General features: G+C 42.0%; 18 protein-coding genes. 15 read left to right on the forward strand and 3 right to left on the reverse strand.

Features of this window, described 5'->3' with window-relative positions:
• Genes purS through purD form a run of 8 tightly spaced genes read left to right on the forward strand, consistent with a single transcriptional unit; the run spans position 1 to position 8837 of the window.
• Positions 1-261 carry a phosphoribosylformylglycinamidine synthase subunit PurS gene (gene purS, locus QA539_RS03810; RefSeq protein WP_120786440.1) on the forward strand — a complete coding sequence of 87 codons (261 nt, stop codon included), beginning with the start codon at positions 1-3 and terminating at the stop codon, positions 259-261.
• Positions 261-923 carry a phosphoribosylformylglycinamidine synthase subunit PurQ gene (purQ, locus tag QA539_RS03815; RefSeq protein ID WP_133421616.1) on the forward strand — a complete coding sequence of 221 codons (663 nt, stop codon included), beginning with the start codon at positions 261-263 and terminating at the stop codon, positions 921-923. Before purS ends, purQ begins: the two co-directional genes overlap by 1 nt.
• 2 nt (positions 924-925) lie before the next feature.
• Positions 926-3112, forward strand: a complete 2187-nt coding sequence (purL, locus tag QA539_RS03820; RefSeq protein WP_419895484.1) for a phosphoribosylformylglycinamidine synthase subunit PurL — start codon at positions 926-928, stop codon at positions 3110-3112.
• A complete protein-coding gene (gene purF / locus QA539_RS03825) occupies positions 3091-4509 on the forward strand; it encodes an amidophosphoribosyltransferase (protein ID WP_419895485.1) in 1419 nt (472 codons plus the stop codon). Before purL ends, purF begins: the two co-directional genes overlap by 22 nt.
• A gap of 2 nt (positions 4510-4511) precedes the next feature.
• Positions 4512-5543: a phosphoribosylformylglycinamidine cyclo-ligase gene (gene purM, locus QA539_RS03830; protein ID WP_419895486.1), complete on the forward strand. Its 1032-nt coding sequence runs from the start codon at positions 4512-4514 to the stop codon at positions 5541-5543.
• Positions 5536-6102 (forward strand): phosphoribosylglycinamide formyltransferase, encoded by a 567-nt coding sequence (gene purN / locus QA539_RS03835; protein ID WP_283721679.1) that lies wholly within the window; start codon positions 5536-5538, stop codon positions 6100-6102. Before purM ends, purN begins: the two co-directional genes overlap by 8 nt.
• 11 nt (positions 6103-6113) lie before the next feature.
• A complete protein-coding gene (gene purH, locus QA539_RS03840; protein ID WP_419895487.1) occupies positions 6114-7592 on the forward strand; it encodes a bifunctional phosphoribosylaminoimidazolecarboxamide formyltransferase/IMP cyclohydrolase in 1479 nt (492 codons plus the stop codon).
• Between the two features lie 9 nt (positions 7593-7601).
• Positions 7602-8837, forward strand: a complete 1236-nt coding sequence (gene purD / locus QA539_RS03845; protein WP_419895488.1) for a phosphoribosylamine--glycine ligase — start codon at positions 7602-7604, stop codon at positions 8835-8837.
• 78 nt (positions 8838-8915) lie between these two features.
• On the opposite strand, the gene QA539_RS03850 is transcribed toward purD, so the two are convergent.
• A complete protein-coding gene (locus tag QA539_RS03850; RefSeq protein WP_256447899.1) occupies positions 8916-9044 on the reverse strand; it encodes a hypothetical protein in 129 nt (42 codons plus the stop codon).
• 139 nt (positions 9045-9183) lie between these two features.
• On the opposite strand from QA539_RS03850, the gene auxA reads away from it, so the two are divergent.
• From auxA to ptsP, 5 genes are all read left to right on the forward strand, one after another.
• The gene (gene auxA, locus QA539_RS03855; RefSeq protein ID WP_419895489.1) at positions 9184-10446 is read left to right on the forward strand and encodes a lipoteichoic acid stability factor AuxA; all 1263 of its coding nucleotides are present in this window, start codon (positions 9184-9186) and stop codon (positions 10444-10446) included.
• 191 nt (positions 10447-10637) lie between these two features.
• Positions 10638-11804 carry a class I SAM-dependent rRNA methyltransferase gene (locus QA539_RS03860; protein WP_219494406.1) on the forward strand — a complete coding sequence of 389 codons (1167 nt, stop codon included), beginning with the start codon at positions 10638-10640 and terminating at the stop codon, positions 11802-11804.
• A 59-nt stretch (positions 11805-11863) separates the two neighbouring features.
• Complete coding sequence (locus QA539_RS03865) at positions 11864-12391, forward strand: DUF697 domain-containing protein (RefSeq protein ID WP_419895490.1); 528 nt, start codon at positions 11864-11866, stop codon at positions 12389-12391.
• 156 nt (positions 12392-12547) lie between these two features.
• Positions 12548-12814 carry a phosphocarrier protein HPr gene (locus QA539_RS03870; RefSeq protein ID WP_099482422.1) on the forward strand — a complete coding sequence of 89 codons (267 nt, stop codon included), beginning with the start codon at positions 12548-12550 and terminating at the stop codon, positions 12812-12814.
• On the forward strand, positions 12814-14523 hold the full coding sequence (ptsP, locus tag QA539_RS03875) for a phosphoenolpyruvate--protein phosphotransferase (RefSeq protein WP_413474379.1): 1710 nt from the start codon (positions 12814-12816) through the stop codon (positions 14521-14523). The genes QA539_RS03870 and ptsP overlap by 1 nt, the downstream gene beginning before the upstream one ends.
• A gap of 88 nt (positions 14524-14611) precedes the next feature.
• Here ptsP and QA539_RS03880 read toward each other — a convergent pair whose 3' ends face one another.
• Together QA539_RS03880 and QA539_RS03885 are read right to left on the reverse strand one after the other, a co-directional pair.
• The gene (locus QA539_RS03880; RefSeq protein ID WP_419895491.1) at positions 14612-15439 is read right to left on the reverse strand and encodes a metallophosphoesterase; all 828 of its coding nucleotides are present in this window, start codon (positions 15437-15439) and stop codon (positions 14612-14614) included.
• The gene (locus QA539_RS03885) at positions 15432-15656 is read right to left on the reverse strand and encodes a glutaredoxin family protein (RefSeq protein WP_283721675.1); all 225 of its coding nucleotides are present in this window, start codon (positions 15654-15656) and stop codon (positions 15432-15434) included. Before QA539_RS03885 ends, QA539_RS03880 begins: the two co-directional genes overlap by 8 nt.
• 139 nt (positions 15657-15795) lie before the next feature.
• Between QA539_RS03885 and QA539_RS03890 the strand changes: the two genes are divergently transcribed.
• Both QA539_RS03890 and QA539_RS03895 read left to right on the forward strand, forming a co-directional pair.
• Complete coding sequence (locus QA539_RS03890; protein WP_219494413.1) at positions 15796-17148, forward strand: cytochrome ubiquinol oxidase subunit I; 1353 nt, start codon at positions 15796-15798, stop codon at positions 17146-17148.
• Positions 17148-18167, forward strand: coding sequence for a cytochrome d ubiquinol oxidase subunit II (locus QA539_RS03895; protein WP_219494415.1), 1020 nt, complete (start codon positions 17148-17150; stop codon positions 18165-18167). Before QA539_RS03890 ends, QA539_RS03895 begins: the two co-directional genes overlap by 1 nt.
• Positions 18168-18176 lie beyond the last annotated feature (9 nt).

The raw sequence follows: 18176 nt of genomic DNA on the forward strand, positions 1-18176 counted from the left end.
ATGACTAAAATCGAACTATACATCACATTACAACCACAGGTATTAGACACACAAGGACAAACGTTAACACGTGCGGTACATGACCTGGGCTACACTCAAGTCAACGATATTCGCGTAGGTAAAGTGCTATATATGACAGTTGACGAAGCGAGCGAACAGGCCGTTGCGAACATAGTCAATACATTAAGTGAGAAATTATTTGCGAATACTGTAATCGAAGAATACAGCTACAAAATTGTTGAAGATGAGGAGACGAAATAATGAAATTTGCTGTGATTGAATTTCCAGGTTCAAACTGTGATCGCGATATGTTCAATGCAGCTTTGAATACTGGCTTTGAAGCGGAATATGTAGATTATCGTAAGACGTCACTTGAAGGTTTTGATGGTGTGTTAATTCCAGGAGGATTCTCATTTGGTGACTACCTGCGCTGTGGTGCGATGGCACGTGTTGCGCCAATCGTTCCTGAAGTAAAGCGTTTAGCTGCTGAAGGTAAGCCGGTGCTTGGTGTATGTAATGGATTCCAGATCCTGACGGAGATCGGGTTATTACCAGGTGCGCTAATGCATAATACGAAGCATCAGTTTATCTGTCAGAATGCGCCGCTTAAGATCGTCAATAACGACACGAAGTTTACACATAAGTATGATAAAGATGAAACAGTGATCTATCCGATTGCGCACGGCGAAGGAAATTACTACTGCTCAGATGAAACGTTAGCTGAACTGAAAGCAAACAATCAGATTATCTTAACGTATCATGACAATCCGAACGGCTCGATCGAAGATATCGCAGGAATCGTGAATCAAGCAGGCAACGTATGTGGTATGATGCCTCACCCGGAACGTGCGATGGAAGCATTGCTTGGTACGGATGACGGTGTGAAATTATTCGAATCCATTTTAGAAAGCTGGGGGAAATAATCATGGTCAAGTTTCTAGAACCAACTGCAAATGAAATTAAAGAGAATAAATTATACCAGGATATGGGGCTTTCAGATAAAGAGTATGACAAAGTTGCCGATATTCTAGGACGTATGCCAAACTATACTGAAATCGGAATCTTCTCAGTAATGTGGAGTGAACACTGTTCATACAAACATTCTAAACCTTTCTTAAAGCAGTTCCCGACGACAGGTGAACGCGTATTGATGGGACCGGGTGAAGGCGCAGGTGTCGTGGATATCGGTGATAACCAGGCCGTTGTATTCAAGGTTGAATCCCATAACCATCCGTCTGCCATTGAACCGTACCAAGGTGCAGCGACAGGTGTCGGCGGTATCGTCCGTGATATCGTATCCATCGGTGCACGTCCAATCCAGTTACTTAACAGCTTACGTTTCGGTGAACTAACAGAGAAGCAGAACCAGCGTCTATTCAAAGGGGTCGTTTCAGGTATCGGCGGCTACGGTAACTGTATCGGTATTCCGACAGTTGCAGGTGAAATCGAGTTTGACCGTCAGTACGAAGGCAACCCCCTTGTCAATGCGATGTGCGTCGGTATTATCGACCATGACAAGATCCAAAAGGGAACAGCGAAAGGCGAAGGCAATCCTGTTATCTACGTGGGACTTAAGACGGGTCGTGACGGGATTCACGGTGCAACATTCGCTTCTGAGGAGTTAAGTGAAGAAAGCGAATCTAAACGTCCATCAGTGCAGATCGGCGACCCGTTTGTCGGTAAGAAGCTGATGGAAGCGACACTTAAAGCCATCACCTTCCCTGAATTAGTCGGTATCCAGGATATGGGTGCGGCAGGTCTGACATCATCAAGTTCTGAAATGGCGGCGAAAGGTGGCAGCGGTATCCATCTTGAACTCGAGAAAGTACCAACGCGTGAAGCGGGTATCTCACCATATGAGATGATGTTATCTGAAACACAGGAACGCATGCTACTTGTTGTTGAAAGAGGGACGGAACAGAAATTCTTAGAGTTATTCGACCATTACGAATTGGATAATGCAGTGATCGGTGAAGTAACAAATACAGACCGCTTCGTATTGACATATGAAGGTGAAGTATTTGCAGATATTCCGGTTCAGCCATTATCTGACGAAGCGCCGGTGTACGTACTAGAAGGTCGTGCAGCAAAGTTTGATGATGTGCATCACGACTACTCTAATATCGATGCACAGGATACATTGATGAAGTTGTTATCTCACCCGACGATGGCTTCTAAGAGCTGGGCATATTCACAGTACGATCAGCAGGTCGGTGCAAACACAATCATTAAACCAGGACTATCAGCAGGTGTAACACGTGTTGAAGGTACGAAAAAAGCCATCGCTGCAACCTTAGACGGTGAAGCACGTTACGTATATAACAACCCGTACGAAGGCGGTAAGATGGTCGTTGCAGAAGCATACCGTAACCTAGTAGCTGTCGGCAGTTTACCTCTTGCGATGACGGACTGCTTAAACTACGGTAACCCTGAAAAACCTGAAATCTATCAGCAGTTAGCAGACTCTACACGTGGTATGGCTGAAGCGTGTGGTGCACTGAATACACCTGTTGTTTCAGGTAACGTCAGCCTATACAATGAAACGAAAGGTGACGCAATCTTCCCGACACCAGTAGTGGGTATGGTTGGATTGATTGAAGATGTTGATTACCTAGTAGATTTCAAACCTTCTAAAGGAGATACAATCTATTTCGTTGGTGATATTAAGGCAGACTTCGGTGGCAGCCAGATCGAGAAGCTATTATTCAATGAAGTCGCACATACTGATGTAACGATCGACCTCGAGCAGGAAGTAGCACGCGGTGAAGCGATTCGTCAGCATATTATTGACGGTAAGCTTGGTCATGTTCAAGCGGTCGGTAAAGGTGGGGTCGGTGTGAAACTTGCACAAATTGCAGCATACTTCAATACAGGTCTTGAAGCGCAGCTTGATGTGAATGATGCAGAACTGTTTGCTGAAACACAGGGGAACTACATTGTTATTGCGAAACAAGGTATGGAAATTAATATCGAAGGTGCGCAAGCAGTCGGTACATTCGGTACAGAATCATTTAAATTATCTACGAACCAAGGGGAAGTTACATTAGACGTGAATCGTATAACGGAGGCTTGGAAAGGGGCAGTTCACGCATGTATGACATCAGAGGTCTAAACGAAGAGTGTGGTGTATTCGGTATCTGGGGTCACCCAAATGCCGCGGAACTCACTTATATGGCACTGCATTCATTACAGCACCGTGGTCAGGAAGGTGCAGGTATCGTATGTTCTGACGAGAAGAATATTTATGGTGCGCGCGGCATGGGATTATTACCTGAAGCGATCAGTGAGGTGAAACTCGAGTCATTAAGCCGCTTTCATCACGCAATCGGTCATGTACGCTATGCAACGACGGGTGCATCTGAACTGTCTAACGTTCAGCCATTTATCTTCAAGCATTCTAAGGGCGACATTGGTCTTGCACATAACGGAAATTTGACGAACGCTGAGCAGATTAGGCTTGCACTAGAATCTGAAGGTGCAATCTTCCAGACGTCCAGCGACTCAGAAGTGTTAGGACATCTGCTGTTAAAGGCGAAATCAGATAATAAGCTGAATAACTTGAAAGCATCATTAAATCAGATTAAAGGTGCATTCTCATTTCTCGTGTTACATCCTGAAAAGCTCTTCGTAGCACGTGATGCACACGGTGTACGACCGCTGATGCTCGGTAAGGTTGATGGTGCATACTGTGTGGCAAGTGAAACGTGTGCGTTTACAGCGGTCGGTGCAGAATATATTCGTGATATCGAACCTGGTGAAGTGCTTACCCTATCCCATGAGGGTCTGGCAGAAGATGCCTATACGATGAATACACAGTCCAATATGTGTTCTATGGAATATGTCTACTTCGCACGTCCGGATTCAGAATTCCGTAAGCATTCATTATATGAAATACGTAAAGCTTTAGGGCGTAAACTCTATGAGGAGATGAATATCGCAGCGGACGTTGTAATCGGTGTACCGGACTCTTCATTACAGGCAGCGAAAGGTTTCTCTCTTACAAGTGGGATTCCGAACGAACAAGGTCTGCTCAAGAACCGCTACATCGGCAGAACATTTATCTCGCCGGATCAGAAGATGCGCGAACGTGCGGTCCGTATGAAACATTCACCGATTCGTGACGTCATTGAAGGTAAACGTGTCGTCGTTATCGATGATTCGATCGTACGTGGTACGACGAGCAAGTTTATCGTGAAGACATTGAAGCAGGCAGGTGCGAAAGAAGTGCATATGGCAATATCTAGTCCACCGCTCATTCATCCGTGTTATTACGGTATTGACGTATCAACGCACGCAGAACTCATCGCGGCAAATAAGAGCATTGCTGAAATCGAAGCAGAGCTGGAAGTAGACTCACTTACGTATTTATCGGTGGATGGTATGCACGAAGTATTCCGTTCATTTGACTCAAAAGGTGAATGTAATGCCTGCTTTACAGGGAACTACCCGATTGAAATCGTGGATCATGTATTACCGGAAGAAAAAGAGAAGAAGAAGAAGGGAGTATAATTATGGCTGAAAGTTATAAACAATCAGGCGTTGATATCCATGCAGGATATGAAGCGGTTGAACGCATGAAAAAGCATGTGAATAAGACGATGCGTAAAGAAGTGCTTGGAGGGCTCGGCAGTTTCGGTGCGGCATTCGACTTATCACAGCTGAACATGAAAGCACCTGTCCTCGTTTCAGGTACTGATGGGGTAGGTACGAAATTACGTCTTGCAATCGATAGTGATCGTCATGACACAATTGGAATCGATGCAGTGGCAATGTGTGTGAACGATATTTTAACGACAGGTGCGATGCCGTTATACTTCCTTGATTACTTAGCATTAAATAAAGTAGACCCTGTAATCGTCGAACAGATCGTTAAAGGTGTTGCTGAGGGCTGTGCTGAAAGTGAATGTGCACTGATCGGCGGAGAAACTGCAGAGATGGGCGATATGTATCATACAGGTGATTATGATATCGCTGGATTTGCTGTCGGTGCTGTTGAGAAGGATGCATATATTACAGGTGAACGTATCGCTGAAGGTGACGTGATATTAGGACTTGCTTCAAGCGGTATTCACTCAAACGGTTACAGCTTAGTCCGTAAGATCATTAAAGATAACAATCTCGATCTAGATGCTGAATTTGATAATGGTAAGACATTACTGGATGTCGTGTTAGAACCGACACGTCTCTATGTCAAGCATGCAAAGGCAATATTGGATGCAGCGGACGTACACGGTATGTGTCACGTGACCGGGGGTGGCTTTATTGAGAACGTTCCGCGTATCTTTGTGACTGAAGGACTATATCCGGAGATCGATGTCACAAACATTCCACGTCAGAAGATCTTTGACTTATTACAGGAAAAAGGCAGCATCGACAAGATGGAGATGTACAATATCTTCAATATGGGTATCGGATTTATCTTTATCGTGCCGGCTGATGCAGTTGAAAAAGTGCGTGCAGCCGTTAACGAAGAAGTGTTTGAAATCGGACGCGCCGTACGTGGGGATAAAGCAATCGACATCAAAGGTGTGGAATATGACTAAAGTCGCGATCTTTGCTTCAGGTAATGGTTCGAATTACGAGAAGATTATGGAGCATATTCAGGCAGGATTCCTGGATCATATTGAAGTGACAGGCCTCTATACAGATAAACGTAGCGCGTTCGCAATTGAGCGCGCACGTCGTTTTGATACGCCTGTACATGTCTATGAACTGAGAGCATTCGACGATAAAGCGGCATATGAGACAGCGATACTGGAACAGCTAAAGCGTGATGGTGTGGAATGGGTCATTCTTGCCGGCTATATGAAGCTTGTTGGCAGTACGTTACTTGATGCGTATGAAGGAAAGATGATCAACATCCATCCATCGATATTACCGAGCTTTCCTGGTGTTAACGCTGTCGGACAGGCGCTAGATTATGGCTGCCGTGTCAGTGGCGCTACTGTCCATTACGTTGATAGCGGTATGGATACAGGTAAGATCATCGACCAGATGAGCTGTCCGATCTACGAAGAAGATACAGAGGAAACATTGCAATTACGTATTCAGAATCTAGAGTACGAACTCTATCCACGCGTCATCAAGAAAATTATTCGATAAGGAGTCTACTTATGAGAAAAGCATTACTAAGTGTGTCAGATAAAACGGGGATCATTCCATTTGCACAGCAGTTAACAGAACTTAACTTTGAACTTTATTCAACTGGTGGTACGAAACAAGCATTAGAAGATAGCAATATTGCGGTAAAGTCAGTCAGTGAACTAACAAACTTTCCTGAAATTATGGACGGACGTGTGAAGACATTACACCCGAACATTCACGGTGGGATATTAGCGGACCGCAGCAACCCTGAGCACGTAAAAGCAATGGAGACTCACGGTATTCAGCCGTTAGATTTAGTGGTCGTGAATCTCTATCCGTTTGAAGCGACAGTTGCAAATCCAGACGTTACTGAAATAGATGCCATCGAGAATATCGATATCGGTGGGCCGACAATGTTACGTTCATCAGCAAAGAACTTCAAGCATGTCATCACTGTTGTAGACCCGGCAGATTACGAGGAAGTCATCGAAAAATTAAAAGCCGATACTTTAGACGAGACATTCCGTAAACAGCTGATGATCAAGGTGTTCACACACACCAATAAATACGATGCAGCCATTGTTAACTTCTTCAGCGATAATACATCAACGCTGCGTTACGGTGAAAATCCGCATCAGAAGGCGCGTTTCATCAAGACAGATACAAAACCGAACACGTTAGCTGGTGCACGCATTCTGCACGGCAAGCCGCTGAGCTTTAACAATATTAAAGATGCAGATGCAACACTGTTCTTAGTGAAGCAGTTTGATATGCCTGCTGCAGTTGCTGTGAAGCATATGAATCCTTGTGGTGTCGGAACAGGCGAAGTCGTCAGCGAAGCATTCCAGAATGCATATGATGCTGACAGCCAGAGTATCTTCGGAGGAATCGTCGCATTAAACCGTGAAGTGGATAAAGCAACAGCTGAAAAGATGCACGCCATCTTCCTGGAAGTAATCATCGCGCCGAAGTTCAGCGACGAGGCACTTGAAATCTTGACGGCGAAGAAAAACATTCGACTGCTTGAAATTGATATGGATACAGATAAAGATGAAGAAGAGTTCGTATCTGTTTCTGGGGGCTATCTCGTTCAGGATAAAGATCTGCTGAACGTAACGCGTGAGGATATGCGTGTCGTAACAGAGACAGAACCGACAGAAGCACAATGGAAAGCAATTGAGCTTGGCTGGAAAGTCGTTAAAAGCGTGAAGAGTAACGCCATCGTCCTTGCAAACGATAAGCAGACAGTAGGAATCGGTGCAGGTCAGATGAATCGTGTCGGTGCAGCGAAGATTGCCATCGAACGTGCCATTGAAATGAATGATGATGTCATCCTTGCAAGTGATGGCTTCTTCCCGATGTCTGATACGGTTGAAACTGCATATGCCGCAGGTATTAAATGTATCGTTCAGCCAGGGGGCTCTATTAAGGATCAGGATTCAATCGACAAAGCGAATGAATGCGGCATCGCAATGGTGATGACAGATGTCAGACACTTTAAACATTAGGAGGCAGCTATGAATATATTAGTAATCGGTAGTGGGGGTCGTGAGCATGCACTGGCGAGAAAGCTTGCACAGTCACCACGTGTCACGGAAGTGTTCGTTATTAAAGGCAATGATGCGATGGCCCGCGTGGCAACGCTTGTGGATATCGCTGAAGATGATCATGATGCTATCGTACAGTTTGCGCAAGATAACACGGTTGAACTTGTCGTTGTCGGCCCAGAGCAACCATTGATCGATGGCTTAAGCGATCGATTAAGTGAAGCAGGCATTAAAGTGTTTGGTCCGAACAAGAAGGCTGCCCAGGTGGAAGGCTCTAAAGACTTTGCGAAAGCATTGATGAAAAAATACGACATCCCGACAGCAAGCTATGAAACGATTGATAATAAAGCAGATGCACTAAAATACTTAGATGAAAAAGGGACACCGATCGTCATTAAATACGACGGGCTTGCTGCTGGTAAAGGTGTCGTCGTTGCAATGAACCGTGATATGGCGGTTGATGCCATCAATGATTTCTATGCTGAAGCAGGGGCTAAAGTGGTCTTTGAAGAGTATCTTGAAGGGGAAGAATATTCACTTATGGTAATCGTCAATGATGATTTCTGTATCCCGTTTGATACGATCGCACAAGACCATAAACGTGCTTTTGACAATGATGAAGGTCCGAACACTGGTGGTATGGGTGCATATTGTCCAGTAAATCATATCTCTCAAGATGTCCTTAAGACAACATATGATACAATCGTCTATCCGACAGTGCGTGCAATGCATGAAGAAGGGCTGAACTACTTCGGCGTACTCTATGTCGGTGCAATCCTTACAGCTGAGGGACCGAAAGTTATTGAATTTAACGCACGTTTCGGGGATCCAGAAGCGCAAGTGCTATTAAGACGTTTAGAAACAGATCTCGTAGCGTTGATTGAAGCTGCTCATAATAAGACTGAACTGGACTTAGTATGGCGTAACAAGGCGATATGTGGTGTCGTGCTGGCATCGAATGGTTATCCGGGCAGTTACGATAAAGGTGCAGTCGTAGAAGGCTATGATTATCAGGATGACTATATTGTGAGTGCGTTGAAACGCGTTGATGACACGTGGGTAACGAGTGGAGGACGTGTGATGCTTGCATTGGGTGAAGGTGATAATCTTCAACAGGCACAGCAAGCAGCATATGAAAATGTTAAGAAAATTAAGAGTGACGGTCTATTCTACAGAACAGATATTGGAAATAAAGGTCTGAAATAAAATGCACAAGAGAGGCTGGGACATTTGTCCCAGCCTCTCTTGTATTAAACGGCGGAACACTTTTGTCCCAGCCTCTATTTATTCAAATGTTTTTTGTACGTCTTCTTTAGTCTGTTCCTGACCTTCTGAATTACTATCTTGTTTTTTCTCTTCTTGTTCTTTAGCTTCTTCTGCATTATTCTTTAACTCTTCGTATTTTTCTGTCATGATAATTCCTCCTAAAAGTTGTTATAGTTTAGTTTACCCCTCTTCTCGATCATTAAACATCTCAGTCTTAAGCATGATTTTATTGAAATGCTAGGACATTTCTCATAAAACACATTATAATATGGAATGAGGTGGAATTATGAACTGGATTAAAAAACATTTCGAGATTCTGATTGGATATCTATTAGGTACCATGAATATGATTCTTGGAATATTTATCATTGTGAATCACAAACAGATTTCACATTTTAAAGATGTCGATATCAATAAGATGCATATGTATAGTTTCTTTGATTTTATCAATATTTATTCGTTTGAGCTGATCAAGCTGCTGAGTCATTATATTAATCAGTTTACACTTTTGTCTGGTGTGCTATTTATTGTCATAGGAGGGGCATTCTTCTATGTATCACGTAAGCTCAGACAGACGACACTTTATGATAAGGTGATTGCTCAAGTCTACCTTTTGTTCGGTGGATTACTGTATATCATCACATCGATTCTTATTTTTGAGATGTATGGCTTCTACGCACTGTTATATCTGCTTTTCTTCATCAGCGTCGTCTACTATACTTTGAACAGAAAGCGTCTGAATACGCATTTTAGAAAGCTGCATATCAATATTCTTATATTCATCTATGCGCTTGCATATTTTATGACACAGCTTGCGGTCTATGATAATTTGAATGAAGAGAAGGTGACACCGCTCGATGTGATGACCCTCAACTTCTTCTTTATCCTGCTTGTGCTTTTAGCAACATTATGTCTTGTTAACTATGTATTCTTGAAGCGTACGCTCGTTAAAGCATCCGATCACATGAAACGTACTGAGAAGAAGCGGGATTCTAAGATCAGCCGAATGATCCGTGAGAATACGAACATGACGATCAATAGGTTATCTGAAGAGTCGCTGAAATTAGATGAAAAGGTCGTCCTTATGATGCAGAGATGCTCTCTAAGAAAGCTCATCAACCTACAGGATGAGGATATCCCGTCGTGGTTTAAGTATCCGCGCTGGATCAAAGCATTTCATATCGAACTGCTACTGAGCAGTCTGCTGTTTATCATTACAGTAATCGAACTGAATAACCGCAACATGCTGTTTGAAGCGACGAAGTTCAATGTTGTGAAGATGCAGTATTTCTACGAATGGATTAATTTATTCGGAATGCTTTTAATCATAATTATGTACATCTATTTTACATTGATGATTCATTTTAGATCTCGCGGTTACTTCGGGCAGTTATTTACAATCTCATTTTTAATGATTAAAGTGATTGTTAGTTTCTACTTGATGCTATTTAAAGGAATCAACTTATCCCTATTCATCCCTCCGATACTTATATTACTGCTGTTAATACAGTTACCGCTGTATATAATCCATTTGCAGAAAAGGTACTGATAATTTCAACTGAATGTTTTTCTGAAATTCTATTGTGGAAAACTGGGATTCACGATATAATCGTTATGGAAACGTTACCATGGGGATGGGAGAAATTTCCGTGAATCAAATAATGAACGTGGAATAGACATCTGATAGAGATGTCTATTTTTTATGGTATAGTTAATGTATTAAATTTTAAGGAGAAATGTATGAAAAATGTAACGATTAAACGTAGTAAGCAGCAGAAATTTACCCATGGTTATGTCCTGCTGGAGACAGATGATGTGTATCAGACAGACCAGATTGAAGAAGGGGAGCTGTTCACCGTTAAGACCGAGCAAGGTGAACTTATTGGTACATTCTATTCAGGGTTACAGCATAAAGGTCTTGGATGGAAGGTAAGTGATGCATATTTACAGTTTATCGATGCTTCATATTTTATTAACCTCTTTGAAACCGCGAATGCAGAACGTGCCTCTCTATATAATAGTACAGATACGAACGCCTTCAGATTGTATAATGGTGAAGGCGACGGACTTGGGGGCTTTACGATTGATTCATACGATGGACACCTGTTGATCACGTGGTATTCAAAGGGTATCTATCATTTTAAGCAGGACATAATTGAAGCGGTGAAAGCTGTATTTCAGTATAAGACAATCTATGAGAAGCTACGCTATGATAAGAATGTGCCGACCAATCAGGTAAGCGATGAAGGTACGGAATTTCCAATCATAATTAAAGAGAACAATCTGCATTATATGATCGATCTGACGGACGGTGCGATGACCGGTCTGTTCTTAGATCAGCGCGATGTAAGAAAGAAGCTGCTCCATATGGATACGAAGCATCGTGATATGCTCAATCTGTTTGCGTACTCAGGTGGTTTCTCTGTAGCAGTGGGCAGTAATGGCTACAAGACAACCAATGTAGATATTGCGAAACGTTCGATTGAACTGATGCAGCAGAACTTTGCATTAAACGAGATGAATCTGGATGACCAGACATTTATCACGATGGACGCATTTGATGCGCTCGCTTATTTTACACGTCACCTAAAGACATTTGATATCATCGTAATCGACCCGCCGAGCTTCTCACGTCATAAGAAGAAGGTATTTACAGTTAAGGATAACTATCATGAACTGATTACACAGGCGCTGCCGCTCGTCAATTACGGCGGATATCTGGTACTGTCGACAAATGCGTCGAATGTATCACTCAAACAGTTCAGAGCAATGATAGAAGAGACGCTGACAGACCGTGCCGATTATGAGATTGAGCAGATCATGGGTCTACCAAAAGACTTCAAGACGACAGACAAGTATAAGGCATCTAAATATTTGAAGGTCGTGTTTGTAAAGATTAAAGGATGATTAAACAATAGCTATTCTGGGAATAAAGCTTTAGATATTTATTTTAGGAGGAATCTATTATGGGATTATTAGATACTGCCATTAATATGACGGCAAAACAATTTAAGAATAAAGAAGTGAAGACCCTCAGCTTACCGCAAAGTGAAGAGGATATTATAGAACGCCGTAAACGCGCAGAAAGTATGCTACACAATAAATCACTTATGTCGTCTGCTGCAGCCGTCGTGCCAATACCAGGGCTTGATGTGACAGCAGATTTAAAGCTGATGACTGATATTATCGAGAACATCAATAAAGAGTATGGCTTAAGTCATAAGCAGGTTAGCGGTTATGCAGATGATATTAAACAGAAGATCGTCTTTTCAGCTGCGAAGTCTGGAAGTGACTTCATCGGCAAGAAAGTTACAAAAGGCTTTGTTGCTGTGGTATTCAAGATGATGCTACGTCGTGAAGCACTGAAACAGTCAAAATGGGTGCCAGTTATCGGTCAGGCGGTCAGCGGTACAATCAGCTATTATATGATGAAGAAGCTCGGTGAGCAGCATATCGACAAATGCGAACGTGTCGCACGTGACCTTATCGTTTAAATGCTTTGTGAACATTTTAACAGAAATATTTGACAGCTTGTTGCTCTGTATCCAAATGATTGAGTTTCGTCAAAAAATTTGGTATATTGAAAGCGTATAGACAAGTAGTTTATATATTAAATTAATGCATAATGCAGCCAAAAGGAGATTATTATTATGGAACAAAAATCTTATGTAATTATTGACGAAACAGGAATCCATGCACGTCCAGCAACAATGTTAGTTCAAACTGCAAGTAAATTTGAATCTGATATTCAATTAGAATATAATGCGAAGAAAGTAAACTTAAAATCAATCATGGGTGTTATGAGTCTAGGTGTGGGTAAAGACGCAGAAATTACAATCTATGCTGAAGGTAGCGATGAGAAAGAAGCAATCGATGCAATCAGTGAAGTATTAGTTAAAGAAGGTTTAAGCAAATAATGACAACTTTAAAAGGTATCGGTGCATCAGATGGCATTGCAATTGCCAAAGCATACCTTCTGGTTGAACCTGATCTGTCTTTTAACAATGAAAAAGTAACAGATGTAGATGCAGAAGTTGAGAAATTCAAAGCTGCCATCAATCAATCAAAGGTAGAGTTGACACAGATTCGTAACAATGCAGAAGTAGCGCTTGGGCCAGATAAGGCAGCAATCTTTGATGCACATCTGCTTGTACTTGAAGACCCTGAACTTATTAATCCGATTGAAGATAACATTCGAAATAATCAGATGAATGCAGCAACAAGCCTCTCTGAAGTTTCAACGAACTTTATCACAATATTTGAATCGATGGATAATGAATATATGAAAGAACGTGCAGCAGATATTAAAGATGTATCTAAACGCGTATTGTCGCATATTCTTGGTGTGTCACTACCAAATCCAACGATGATTGATGAGCCTGTTGTCATCATTGCAGAAGACTTAACACCTTCTGATACGGCGCAGCTGAACAAGAAGTTTGTTCAAGGATTTGCGACAAATATCGGTGGGCGTACAAGCCATTCAGCGATTATGAGCCGTTCATTAGAAATTCCAGCGGTTGTTGGTACTAAAAATATTACCGGTGCTGTGCAGCAAGGAGATTTTGTAATTGTTGACGGTATTTCAGGAGAAGTCATCATCAATCCAGATGAGCAGACGATTACGGGGTATAAAGCACGACAATCTGCTTTCTTGCAAGAGAAAGAAGAATTAAAGCAGCTGGTTAACGATAAGACGGTCACTAAAGAAGGTAAGCACGTAGAGCTTGCTGCGAACATCGGTACACCGAATGATCTTGAAGGCGTTAAGAATAATGGTGCAGAAGGTATCGGACTCTATCGTACAGAGTTCCTTTATATGGGACGCGATACTATGCCTTCTGAAGACGAACAGTTTGAAGCATACAAGAAGGTGCTATCTGAGATGGATGGTAAACGTGTTGTTGTGCGTACATTAGATATCGGTGGAGATAAAGAGCTTCCGTACTTAAACTTACCGAAAGAGATGAACCCGTTCCTTGGATACCGTGCGATTCGACTTTGTCTGGATCAGCAGGATATCTTTAGAACGCAGCTTCGTGCGTTACTGCGTGCATCCATCCACGGTAAACTGAGCATCATGTTCCCGATGATTGCGACAATTAACGAATTCCGTGAGGCGAAAGCAATCTTAGAAGAAGAGAAAGCGAGTTTAACTGCAGATAAAGTTAAAGTTGCTGACGATATCGAGCTTGGAATCATGGTAGAGATTCCTTCTACAGCAGCAATGGCCGATATCTTTGCGAAAGAGGTTGACTTCTTTAGTATCGGTACGAATGATCTTATTCAATATACGATGGCAGCAGACCGTATGAGCGAACGTGTCTCTTATCTTTACCAACCTTACAATCCAGCAATCTTAAGACTGATCAAGCAAGTCATTGATGCCAGTCATAAAGAAGGTAAATGGACAGGGATGTGTGGAGAAATGGCAGGAGATACGACAGCGATTCCGTTATTGCTAGGTCTAGGTCTTGATGAGTTCAGTATGAGTGCGACAAGTATCTTAGGTGCACGTCGCCAGATTAAGAACTTAAGTCAGCCAGAGATGGCGAAAGTAGCTGAGCAGGCTTTAAACTGCGCGACACAAGAAGAAGTTGTGCAGCTCGTAGATGCATATCTATAATCTGAATTAAATTTAAGTTGAATCAATAAAACCCGAATAATAGGGAAAATGTAATTCATTTTCTCTATTATTCGGGTTATTTGTATAGTTATTTATTAATCTCGATCAGGGTGATCTCCGGTCGCGCACCGATGCGTACTGGAAAATGGGTCGTTCCGAGCCCGGTTGAGGTATGGAGCTGCATCTTATGCTGCCTGTACTTTAATGTATAGAGTCCGCGGTAATACTTTCTACCAAGCATCGGTCTCACTGGTGCACCGAGTATTGGCAGGGCGATCTGTCCGCCATGTGAATGTCCGGAGAGCTGCAGATCGACATCGAACCGTTTCGTGAAACGTGCAAAGTCAGGTTCGTGGATGAGTGCAATGGTATAGGCATCATGTGTCTTGTTGTAAAGCATCTGATCGATGTTACCGCCGCTATTGATGATATCGTCAGTCCCGCACATATAGATCGATTCATTATCATATGTAATATACTTTCCGTAGTTGTTCAGGATCTCAATTTCTGCATGCTGCATCACGCGTTCCAGGTCATGTGTGCGATGTGCGCGCTGATCGTGATTGCCATATACGAAGAACTTGTGACGCGCCTGTATCGTCTTAAAGAGCGGTATATAGCGGTCAGAATTTTCTTTGAAACGGTCCAGATTATCAAATACATCTCCTGTGATACAGACGATATCAGGTTTCTGCTGATTCACCTGTTTGATTACATGGATAAGATCTTCATAATCAAACTGAAAACCGATATGCATATCTGAAAGATGGACAATCCGTAAAGGTCTATCATGCTTCTTATGGAGTCCTTTAAGTTTGATGTGGCTGAGCTTCAATTGATTGACGGGATTAGGCATCAGCGGAATCAGTCGTTCACCGAAATGGTCGATAAAGGCATACATCAATTGTTTAAGCATGAAGATACGCTTCAATCTTGTCGATATCCGGCTGATAGAAGAGCGCGTCGTCAATCTTGATAAGCGGCGTGCTCATCGCATCGTAGTCTATCATTTCAATCTTATAGGGCATATGTGAAATATTTTTTTCGGTAAATGTATAACCTTTATTAGTGAAATATTGTTTTATAAATGTACATGGCGGACAATCGTCCTGTGTATAGATTTCAATATTCATAACAGTGCTCCTTTTTTTATAATGACATGATTATAACACAGATTTGTCATAAATAAGTGGTTCAATTACTTTAAAAAAGGAACAGAGTAATATACAATAAATGTTATGTGAGTATTATCACAAAAGGAGGATTTTATTAATGGATGGACTCGTTATGAGTAGAATTTTAACTGCGATGACTTTAGGTTTTCATATTATCTTCGCAACGATTGGCGTGGGTATGCCACTTATGATCATGATTGCTGAAGGTATCGGTATTAAGACAGGGAATATGAAATATATTGCACTTGCACGTCGTATGGCGAAAGCATTTACAATTACTGTCGCAGTCGGCGTTGTAACCGGTACAATTATCGGATTACAATTATCGTTACTTTGGCCGTCATTTATGAAGCTTGGGGGCCAGGTGATTGCATTACCATTATTTATGGAAACTTTTGCGTTTTTCTTTGAAGCAATATTTTTAAGTATCTACCTTTATACGTGGGACCGTTTCAAAAATAAATGGATACATTGGATATTAAATATTCCGATCATCATCGGTTCAACGCTAAGTGCACTATTTATTACAAGTGTGAACTCGTTTATGAATACACCACAAGGTTTCGATCTGAAAGACGGGGTGCTGGTGAATATCGATCCGATTGCAGCGATGCTCAATCCTTCATTCTTCGTACGTGCATTCCATGTAGTGACAACAGGTGGGATGACGATTGCTTTCTGTGTGGCAAGTGTCGCGGCAGTGAAATTACTGAAGAATAAGTTTGCTGAAGATAGACAGTATCATAAGTCAGCACTCAATATGGCGATGATTGTCGGTCTAATCTTCAGTTTATTGACCATTCTTGCAGGTGACCTTTCTGCGAAGTTCCTGCATAATGAACAGCCTGAGAAGCTTGCAGCGATGGAATGGCATTTCGAATCTGAGAAGCAAGCAGATCTTGTACTCTTCGGTGTGCTAGATGAAAAGACACATGAAGTTAAAGGTGCGATCAAGATTCCTGGTGTCTTAAGTTTTCTGGCAGATAACAGCTTTAATACAGAAGTTAAAGGATTGAATGAGTTTAAAGCAGATGAACGTCCGCCGTTAATTATTCATTATTTCTTTGATCTGATGGTATTTTTCGGGATGTTCTCATTTGCTGTGAGTGTCCTTTATGTCATCTTGAAGAAAGTACGTACAAAGGTGAGTACGAGCAACTTTATGCTTTATTTAATGGCACTTACAGGTCCGTTATGTATGCTTGCGATAGAGTTCGGCTGGTTCTTAGCTGAGATGGGCAGACAACCATGGTTACTCAGAGGATATATGAAAGTCGCTCAAGGCGTGACGCATGCAGAAGGTGTCAGCTTAGTGCTTGTAGGCTTTGGGTTACTTTATCTCATAATCGGATTCAGCTGTAGTTATGTACTCATCAGAATGTTCAAGGATAAGTCTGCAGCACAAGATATTGAAACATATGAATCAACGTATAATGGGGGTAGAGCATAATGGACTATCAACATATTGGAATACTCGTACTGTGGACGTTCTTATTCGGTTATATTATTCTCGGTGCCATTGATTTTGGTGCAGGATTCTTTATACTGTATGCCAAGCTGACACATCAGGAGAACGATTTAAGAGACGTCATCAAACGTTACTTGAACCCGGTATGGGAAGTAACGAATGTCTTCTTAGTCTTCTTCTTTGTAGGAATTGTCGGATTCTTCCCGGACACTGCCTACTATTTTGGAACGACATTACTGATACCTGTAAGTATTGCACTCCTGTTGCTGACGATACGAGGTTCGTTCTATGCGTTTGAGACATACGGTAAGGACTCTAAACTTGCATGGGTTGCATTATATGGTATCAGTGGATTGCTGATTCCGGCATCATTCTCGACAGTTCTGACGATTTCTGAAGGTGGATTTATTCATGAAACGAAGAAGGGGATCGCACTCGACTGGCTTGAACTCCTGATGAGCCCATTTTCATGGAGCGTAGTGTTTCTATGCATCATTTCCGTGCTGTTTATCTCTGCAGCATTCTTGACGGTCTATGCAAAGCGTGCAAATGATATGAAGGCGTATGGAATCTTAAGAAAATGGTATTTAATATGGGCATTGCCGATGCTTGTCATCTGTCAGTTCACATTCTTAAGTTTAAGACAGCAGAACGCACTGCACTTTAACACAGCAGTAGGTGATTACTGGTGGCTCTTCGGACTCAGTATCGTATGCTTCTTAATTGCACTGGTGCTGTATTACTTAGAGAAATCACTTGATATCGCATTTATCTTTGTCGTGCTGCAGTTTGCGACAGCATTCTATGGTTACGGCATCAGTAAATTACCATATATCCTATACCCATATGTGAATATGGATAAAGCAGTCGTGAATGAGACGATGGCCTTTTATTTAGTCGTCGCATTTATTTTAGGTTTACTTTTACTGCTCCCTTCATTATATTTATTAATGAGATTGTTTATCTTTGATGCAGATTATGTCAAAGGGAAAAAGAAATAATAAGGGGTA

Origin of the sequence: Macrococcus psychrotolerans, from assembly GCF_038095555.1 — a bacterium.
In the GTDB taxonomy this organism is placed as follows: domain Bacteria; phylum Bacillota; class Bacilli; order Staphylococcales; family Staphylococcaceae; genus Macrococcoides; species Macrococcoides psychrotolerans.

Excerpts from the sequence above, each read along its gene's own strand:
- purS (WP_120786440.1), top strand. The coding sequence starts at position 1 with ATGACTAAAATCGAACTATACATCACATTACAACCACAGGTATTAGAC.
- purQ (WP_133421616.1), top strand. The coding sequence starts at position 261 with ATGAAATTTGCTGTGATTGAATTTCCAGGTTCAAACTGTGATCGCGAT.
- purL (WP_419895484.1), top strand. The coding sequence starts at position 926 with ATGGTCAAGTTTCTAGAACCAACTGCAAATGAAATTAAAGAGAATAAA.
- purF (WP_419895485.1), top strand. The coding sequence starts at position 3,091 with ATGTATGACATCAGAGGTCTAAACGAAGAGTGTGGTGTATTCGGTATC.
- purM (WP_419895486.1), top strand. The coding sequence starts at position 4,512 with ATGGCTGAAAGTTATAAACAATCAGGCGTTGATATCCATGCAGGATAT.
- purN (WP_283721679.1), top strand. The coding sequence starts at position 5,536 with ATGACTAAAGTCGCGATCTTTGCTTCAGGTAATGGTTCGAATTACGAG.
- purH (WP_419895487.1), top strand. The coding sequence starts at position 6,114 with ATGAGAAAAGCATTACTAAGTGTGTCAGATAAAACGGGGATCATTCCA.
- purD (WP_419895488.1), top strand. The coding sequence starts at position 7,602 with ATGAATATATTAGTAATCGGTAGTGGGGGTCGTGAGCATGCACTGGCG.
- QA539_RS03850 (WP_256447899.1), bottom strand. The coding sequence starts at position 9,044 with ATGACAGAAAAATACGAAGAGTTAAAGAATAATGCAGAAGAAGCTAAA.
- auxA (WP_419895489.1), top strand. The coding sequence starts at position 9,184 with ATGAACTGGATTAAAAAACATTTCGAGATTCTGATTGGATATCTATTA.
- QA539_RS03860 (WP_219494406.1), top strand. The coding sequence starts at position 10,638 with ATGAAAAATGTAACGATTAAACGTAGTAAGCAGCAGAAATTTACCCAT.
- QA539_RS03865 (WP_419895490.1), top strand. The coding sequence starts at position 11,864 with ATGGGATTATTAGATACTGCCATTAATATGACGGCAAAACAATTTAAG.
- QA539_RS03870 (WP_099482422.1), top strand. The coding sequence starts at position 12,548 with ATGGAACAAAAATCTTATGTAATTATTGACGAAACAGGAATCCATGCA.
- ptsP (WP_413474379.1), top strand. The coding sequence starts at position 12,814 with ATGACAACTTTAAAAGGTATCGGTGCATCAGATGGCATTGCAATTGCC.
- QA539_RS03880 (WP_419895491.1), bottom strand. The coding sequence starts at position 15,439 with ATGCTTAAACAATTGATGTATGCCTTTATCGACCATTTCGGTGAACGA.
- QA539_RS03885 (WP_283721675.1), bottom strand. The coding sequence starts at position 15,656 with ATGAATATTGAAATCTATACACAGGACGATTGTCCGCCATGTACATTT.
- QA539_RS03890 (WP_219494413.1), top strand. The coding sequence starts at position 15,796 with ATGGATGGACTCGTTATGAGTAGAATTTTAACTGCGATGACTTTAGGT.
- QA539_RS03895 (WP_219494415.1), top strand. The coding sequence starts at position 17,148 with ATGGACTATCAACATATTGGAATACTCGTACTGTGGACGTTCTTATTC.